Origin of the sequence: Streptomyces albicerus (assembly GCF_008905045.1) — a bacterium.
Taxonomy (GTDB): Bacteria; Actinomycetota; Actinomycetes; order Streptomycetales; family Streptomycetaceae; genus Streptomyces; species Streptomyces albicerus.
Map to the genome: position 1 here is coordinate 2,267 of NZ_VWMY01000153.1, position 5,896 is coordinate 8,162.

Annotated in this window: 5 protein-coding genes and 1 pseudogene; 2 read left to right on the top strand and 4 right to left on the bottom strand. The window is 67.8% G+C overall.

What is annotated here, in order from left to right; genetic code table 11:
* Positions 1–487: 487 nt before the first annotated feature.
* Positions 488–1,307, bottom strand: a pseudogene (locus GAS53_RS53765) (transposase); the annotation flags it as partial.
* A gap of 233 nt (positions 1,308–1,540) precedes the next feature.
* On the opposite strand from GAS53_RS53765, the gene GAS53_RS53770 reads away from it, so the two are divergent.
* Both GAS53_RS53770 and GAS53_RS53775 read left to right on the top strand, forming a co-directional pair.
* On the top strand, positions 1,541–2,047 hold the full coding sequence (locus GAS53_RS53770; RefSeq protein WP_151485129.1) for a hypothetical protein: 507 nt from the start codon (positions 1,541–1,543) through the stop codon (positions 2,045–2,047).
* 223 nt (positions 2,048–2,270) lie between these two features.
* Positions 2,271–3,110 carry an IS5 family transposase gene (locus GAS53_RS53775; RefSeq protein ID WP_151485130.1) on the top strand — a complete coding sequence of 280 codons (840 nt, stop codon included), beginning with the start codon at positions 2,271–2,273 and terminating at the stop codon, positions 3,108–3,110.
* Positions 3,111–3,320: 210 nt separating this feature from the next.
* Here GAS53_RS53775 and GAS53_RS53780 read toward each other — a convergent pair whose 3' ends face one another.
* From GAS53_RS53780 to GAS53_RS53790, 3 genes are read right to left on the bottom strand one after another with little or no spacing between them, the layout of a single operon-like run.
* Positions 3,321–3,740 (bottom strand): lasso peptide biosynthesis B2 protein, encoded by a 420-nt coding sequence (locus GAS53_RS53780; RefSeq protein WP_151485131.1) that lies wholly within the window; start codon positions 3,738–3,740, stop codon positions 3,321–3,323.
* Positions 3,737–3,994 carry a lasso peptide biosynthesis PqqD family chaperone gene (locus GAS53_RS53785; protein WP_151485132.1) on the bottom strand — a complete coding sequence of 86 codons (258 nt, stop codon included), beginning with the start codon at positions 3,992–3,994 and terminating at the stop codon, positions 3,737–3,739. Before GAS53_RS53785 ends, GAS53_RS53780 begins: the two co-directional genes overlap by 4 nt.
* Complete coding sequence (locus tag GAS53_RS53790) at positions 3,975–5,831, bottom strand: asparagine synthase-related protein (protein WP_151485133.1); 1,857 nt, start codon at positions 5,829–5,831, stop codon at positions 3,975–3,977. Before GAS53_RS53790 ends, GAS53_RS53785 begins: the two co-directional genes overlap by 20 nt.
* Positions 5,832–5,896 lie beyond the last annotated feature (65 nt).

The following is a 5,896-nucleotide window of genomic DNA, read 5'->3' on the forward strand; positions in this document are numbered from 1 at the left end:
AACACCGGGGCTGCTGCGTTGGCTGGGGCAGCGGTGATCATTCCTCCCAGTAGGGCCGCCATCATGGTCCCTGTCGCGAGAAGTGCCTTGCTTTTGCCTGTCTTGCGCATGCCTATTGGTTCCTTTCAATATGGAGTCTGATCTATGCGCGTCCACTCCTGCTGAACAGCGACCTTTTCTGACCTCGCCCAGGAACCTTAGGGTCGTCGTGGGCTTCGGACTTTGTCGTCCGTGCAGGGAACTTTGTCAGTCGTGCAACGTCTCAAGCTGACGCCGCATCAGGCGAGGGTCGCCCTGCGGGTGAGGTCATGCGCGACCGCCATGGCCGGTGTCAGCCCCGTACGACGGGCACGGTAGCCCGGCCCGGTCGCTGAGTGTGCCGGTCGTTTGCCCCACAAGGAACGGCCGCCGCGCACACCGGAATACGGGCAAGGCGGCGGTCGAGACCGCCTCTGGTTTAGCTTGACTCTGAAGCTCCTATAGATCGTCAAGTGGCTGGAGATGCCGATGGTGCGCTGGTGAGGTGGCGGTAGACCTCTCGCGCGACGAAGCGCTTGAGGCATATGAAGATGTCCTTCGTCTTGAGCCCTTCGAGGGTGCGTCGTGCGACGTAGTCGCGGGTGCGTGGGTCGTGACGCATACGGACCAGGACGATGGTGTGCAGCGCGCGGTTGGCCTGGCGGTCGCCGCCGCGGTTGAGTCGATGGCGATCAGTGCGGCCCGAGGAGGCTGGCACGGGTGCGGCTGCGCACAGGTGGGCGAAGGATGCCTCCGAGACGAGCCTGTCGGGGTTGTCCCCGGCGGTGACCAGCAACTGCCCGGCGGTCTCTGTCCCGACGCCCGGTAGCGCGAGCAGGTCGGGGGCGATGTGGGTGATGAGGGCGCGCAGCTCGGCGTCCGCTTGCGCGATTTCCTCGCTCAGGTGCTGGTATCGCTTGGCCAAGCGCTTGAGCGCGAGTTTGACAGCGGCGGCCGGGGCGGTCAGATCGGAGCCGGGCCGGCTGACGACCAGGCGGCGTATCAGCTCGGCGGTGGTCAGTGAGCGCAGTGTTTCCCGCATCGCTGCGGGCGCGGTGATGATCAGTGACTTGAGCTGGTTGATGGTCTGGGTGCGGGCCTTGATGGCGCTGGCGCGTACCACGCGCAGTGCGCGGATTGCCTCGACTGTGCCATCGCGGTCCTTCGGGATGCCGGTGGCGCGGCCGGAGAGCACTGCGGTGGCGGCGGCATAGGCGTCGACGGGGTCGGATTTGCCCGCGGCGAGCTCGACGATCGGGGCGGTCCACCTCGACCACGGTGATCTGGGCACCAGCGCCCTCGCCCGGCGCCGCGGTTCCACCCGGGCGAACCGCCCCGCGATGCGGCCCATCAGGACCTCGAACCTGTCCTGCCACCGGGCAGGATCTATGCTGTGAACTGCGGCCACCGTCTGATCTTCTGTCTTCACACACTGATGATCACCGGCGGCCGCACCCGTTCCCGGACCAGTCCCAGGGCCCTGGCAAAGTCGCGTGATGTCTGCTTCTGAGAAGATCCTGGCGTGTTCAACTTCGGGATCGAAAGCTACCGGCCTCAATGGCTCAACGGTCGCTCCGCGGTAGTGGCAGGCCACGGCCAGCAACTCCGTGCGCTCATCGGCCGCCCGTTGACCCATGCCTGGCTGGTCTGGGACGTTCAGGACAACGAATGGTTCTCCGACTGCCCCGTCCTGCTCGACTTCACCGGAGAACAGGTTGAGATCAACCACCAAAAGTTCGACGACATCTCGATCACCTGGAACACGGTGGACCGCCACCAGCCGGTCCTGTGGCCCGACTTCGATCTCCAGTGGCGCCACGACATGCGCCCCGAGCTGCACGCCCTCCAGGGCCAGGTCCTTCAGGACGTAGAGCTCCTCGAGTGGATCGGGAGCGACATGGCCCAGGGAACAGTCGCTGTCAGCTTCTGCTTCCCCCACAGCCAACTGACCATCGCCAACGCCCTCGACGAGAACGGGCTGACCTTCGGGCCACCCGAGTCGCGCTACCAGCGTCACTCACTGCGCTAAGAGGGCGTTTATGCAGGTCAAGCCCTATATGCGGCTCTCGTTCCTGCCCTGCTTTGAGAGCTTTCATCCCCTAGGCGTCGAATGACGCTCGCCAGGACGAGGGCTCGGCCGTCCGTCTCGTTCGCTTCTGCGCCCGGAAGTCCGTCTGGTTTGAAGTTGCCACGGAATCGCCCGATGAACAGCGGAACCGAGTCCTCCGTCTCGCCTATGATCACGCTACGCCGTGAGCGAGCGCAAGCCGTACCCCAGCGACCTGTCGGACGCCCGATGGGCCCTGATCGAGCCGACGTTGACGGCCTGGAGAAAGGCTCGGCTCGACCGCAGGCCAACCGGACAGCCGACCAAGGTCGATTTACGGGACGTCTTCAACGCGCTCCTCTACGTGAACCGCACGGGAATTCCCTGGAAATACCTCCCGCATGACTTCCCGAACCACGGCACCGTCTATGCCTACTACGCGGCCTGGCGTGACGAAGGAATCTTCGCCCAGCTCAATTACGACCTGACGGGACTGGCCCGGGTGAAGGAAGGGCGCAAGCCCGAGCCGACCGCCTCCGTGATCGACACCCAGAGCGTGAAGACCTCCAGCAACGTGCCCCTGACCAGCCAGGGAACGGACGCAGCCAAGAAGATCGTCGGGAGGAAGCGCGGCATCCTCACCGACACAATCGGCCTCATCCTCGCTGTGACCGTCACCGCCGCCGGCCTCTCGGAGAACGCCCTGGGAATACGCCTCCTCGACCAGGCGAAGGAGACGTACCCGACCATCTCCAAGAGCTGGGTCGACACCGGCTTCAAGAACGCCGTCGTCGAGCACGGCGCCCGACTCGGAATCGATGTCGAAGTCGTCAACAGAAACCCGGATGCCCGCGGGTTTCACGTCGTGAAAAGGCGCTGGGTGGTAGAGCGGAGTATCGGTTGGATCATGATGCACCGCCGTCTCGCCCGCGACTACGAGACCCTCACCGCCAGCTCCGAAGCCATGATCCACATCGCCTCGGTCGACAACCTCGCCAGGCGCATAACGGACGAGACCACTCCCACCTGGCGAGGAACTTACTAGGGCATAAAGGGCAATCTGCCTACCTCAAACGCCCTCTAAGTCGCCCGCATCGGTTGCCAGTTGACCTCGGCCTGACCTCGCCTGAAGCGAATTCGGAGATCGCTCACTGACGCGCAGGAGCGGGTGAGACGTGACGACGGCGGAGGCCGGCGGCGCAGTATCGATGTCGGGGAGCGGTGCCCTCCACTCGCCGAGTCTGTTGGCCTGGGATCAGGTTTGCTCCTGCCCAGGTACCTTGATCATCGCTCGGTAGGTGGCGGTGTCGTCGGGCTCGCCCACCGGCTTGCCCTCGGCCTCCACCCAGGCGTGCGCTGTGAAGGGCGAGATACGTACCCCGCTGCACCACGTGGGCCAGCTTCCCCGCATGCGGCACAGCAGGGCTGTGGCCAGCGAGCGTTGGAGGCAGTAGTGGCCCGCACAGAGGGTGCTGACGGCCGTCACCTCCTGCCGCGCCCGCAGGGCCTGCTCGTACCGAGCGGGTCGGGACCCTCGCCGAACCAGGCCCAGGACGGCACGGATCCGGCGTGGTGGCAGGTGGGCGATGAGCCGGCCGGCGACGATGGCAGTGCGGGCGGCGAGCCGGGAGCCGAACGCCGGCCGGACACTGCTGGTGTCCAGGACCTGGCTCATGATGCGCAGACCAGCCTTTCCCGGACGAGGTGCGAGACCAACGCCGTCACGTCGGCGGTCGCCCGCTCCCGGGTCACCGGGCGGGTGGCTGCCAGCCGTTCGGCGATCTGCTCGGGCGTGGCGCCGTCCAACAACGACTGCACGACGATGGCGCCGGTGCTGTTCAGCTGCCAGTAGAGCCCGTCGCGTTCGTCCAGCAGGACCATGCCGTCGTCCGCGGCACAAGCGCTCACATCAGCGCGCAATCGGTGCATCGTTCAGCTCCCTCGAGCGGTTCAGGGTTTCCTGGTGTTCCACATCGCGCAGCCACGCCTCCGCGGCCAGCGTGGCCTCCAGTTCGCTCACGCCGCCAGACAGCAGTCCGGGTGAGAGCAGCGCCCGGCGCAGCTTCGCCTCGTCGGCTACGCCCGCCGCCACGAGCCGGGAGTCCTCGGCCCAGGCGGCGAGGGTGTGTCGCTGCCGACGCAGGCCCTCCTGCCATTCCGGCATGCAGTGGTCCTTGGTCGTCCGGCGCAGAACGGGCCCGGGCACCAGGGCGTCCATCGCGGCGGCGAGCAGCGGCTTGTACGACCAGGGGCTCGCGGCCTCGTGCGGGCGGGCGGCGAGCGCCGCCTCGACCACGGCGTCGTCACAGAACGGTGTGTGCAGGGGCAGTCCCGCGAGCGCCGCGTCGTGGCTGAAGTGCGCGTCGCCCAGACCCGCCTGCTGCACGACGGCGATCCAGGCGTGCCTACTGCGCTCGCGATGCAGCGGTATGGCGTCCCGGGCCGCCGCACGCAGCTGCTCGCGGCACGACTCCACCGCCTGGTCGCTCGCCCAGAACGGAAGCTGCGGGCGCACACCCCAGCCGAAGTCCATCAGCGGAGCCGGCACGCGCAGCCGCTCCGCGGCATGGGCGAGCCAAGAGGCGTACGAGCGGCGGTCGAGCAACGCCTTCGCGGTCGCCCCGAGTGGCTGGCGCGAGCGCGCGCGAAGCCCGGCCGCATGCCGCAGACCGGCCGCCGGGGAGCGGCGCAACAGCCCATGCACATAGGCCGCAGGCGGCTGGACGACATGATCTCCACCGTGTCCCGACAGCCGCAGCCGGGTTCCGTGCGAACGCATCTCCTCGGCCAAGCGCTGCTGTGTCAGCCGGTCGCGCTTCACCAGCGACGGCCCGTCGCCCGGGTCAAGGCGCTCGTCGAGCCCGGCGAAGCAGGCAGGCAGATCTCCGGCCGGAAACACCAGATGCTCGACGTGGGGCAGGCGTTGGGCAGCCAGGGTGGCGTAGGCGCGGTCTTCGTTGGTCGGCGCGCTCCAGTGCAAGGTCATGGTCACCAGCCGGGCCCCCGCCTCGGCCGCCAGGAAACACAGCGAGGTCGAGTCCATGCCACCGGACAGGTCCGCGGCCACCACGTCCCCCGGCCGGACGCGCAGCGCGACCGCCCGCCGCAACGCCTTTCTCAGCCCGGCCGCCGCCTCCCGCAACGGCAGATCGGCCGCGGGCGCCTGCCACCACCGCAGGGCGCGCACACCGCCCCCCGGCTTCAGCTCCACAGCCTCCGCGGGCGGTACGGCACCGACTCCGGACCACGACGCACTGTCAGTGAGCGGATGCGGGACAGCGACACCCGCGAGCCGCAGCGCCAGCTGCGCGGTGTCCACCTCGGCACCGGACAGCCGGGCCAGGACATGGGCACGATCGGCGCACACCGTGACACCGTCGACCTCGGCCCGGTACACCCGCCGCTTCCCCGAGAAGCTCCCACGGACATAGCACCTGCCTGCCACGGACGCCAGAACGTGGAAGGAGCCGTGGGCGCCCGACAGGACCGCCTCGATGTCCGCCGTGGCGCGAATTCTCCCAGCACGTGAGGCGAGTTCGGCGGCGTTCAGGGAACAGACCCCGGCCACGGCCAGCCGTACCTCACCCACAGCGCAGACGGTCATCTCGTCGTCGGACCAGCGGCCGACCAGCCAGGGCCGACCAGAGGGGTGCGGGACGACCTGGGACGAGTCAGGGCCGGCCAGGTTCCGTACACGATCCAGGAGATCCGGGGACAGGTCCTGGTCAGGAAAGATAACGAACCAAGAGGCCAACGTGACGTCCATCAGCTTTCTCCAAGCAGAGTGGGTGATGGTGTGGGGGTGTGGGCCCCCGACCACAACGGTCGGGG

Excerpts from the sequence above, each read along its gene's own strand:
- GAS53_RS53780 (WP_151485131.1), bottom strand. The coding sequence starts at position 3,740 with ATGAGCCAGGTCCTGGACACCAGCAGTGTCCGGCCGGCGTTCGGCTCC.
- GAS53_RS53785 (WP_151485132.1), bottom strand. The coding sequence starts at position 3,994 with ATGCACCGATTGCGCGCTGATGTGAGCGCTTGTGCCGCGGACGACGGC.
- GAS53_RS53790 (WP_151485133.1), bottom strand. The coding sequence starts at position 5,831 with ATGGACGTCACGTTGGCCTCTTGGTTCGTTATCTTTCCTGACCAGGAC.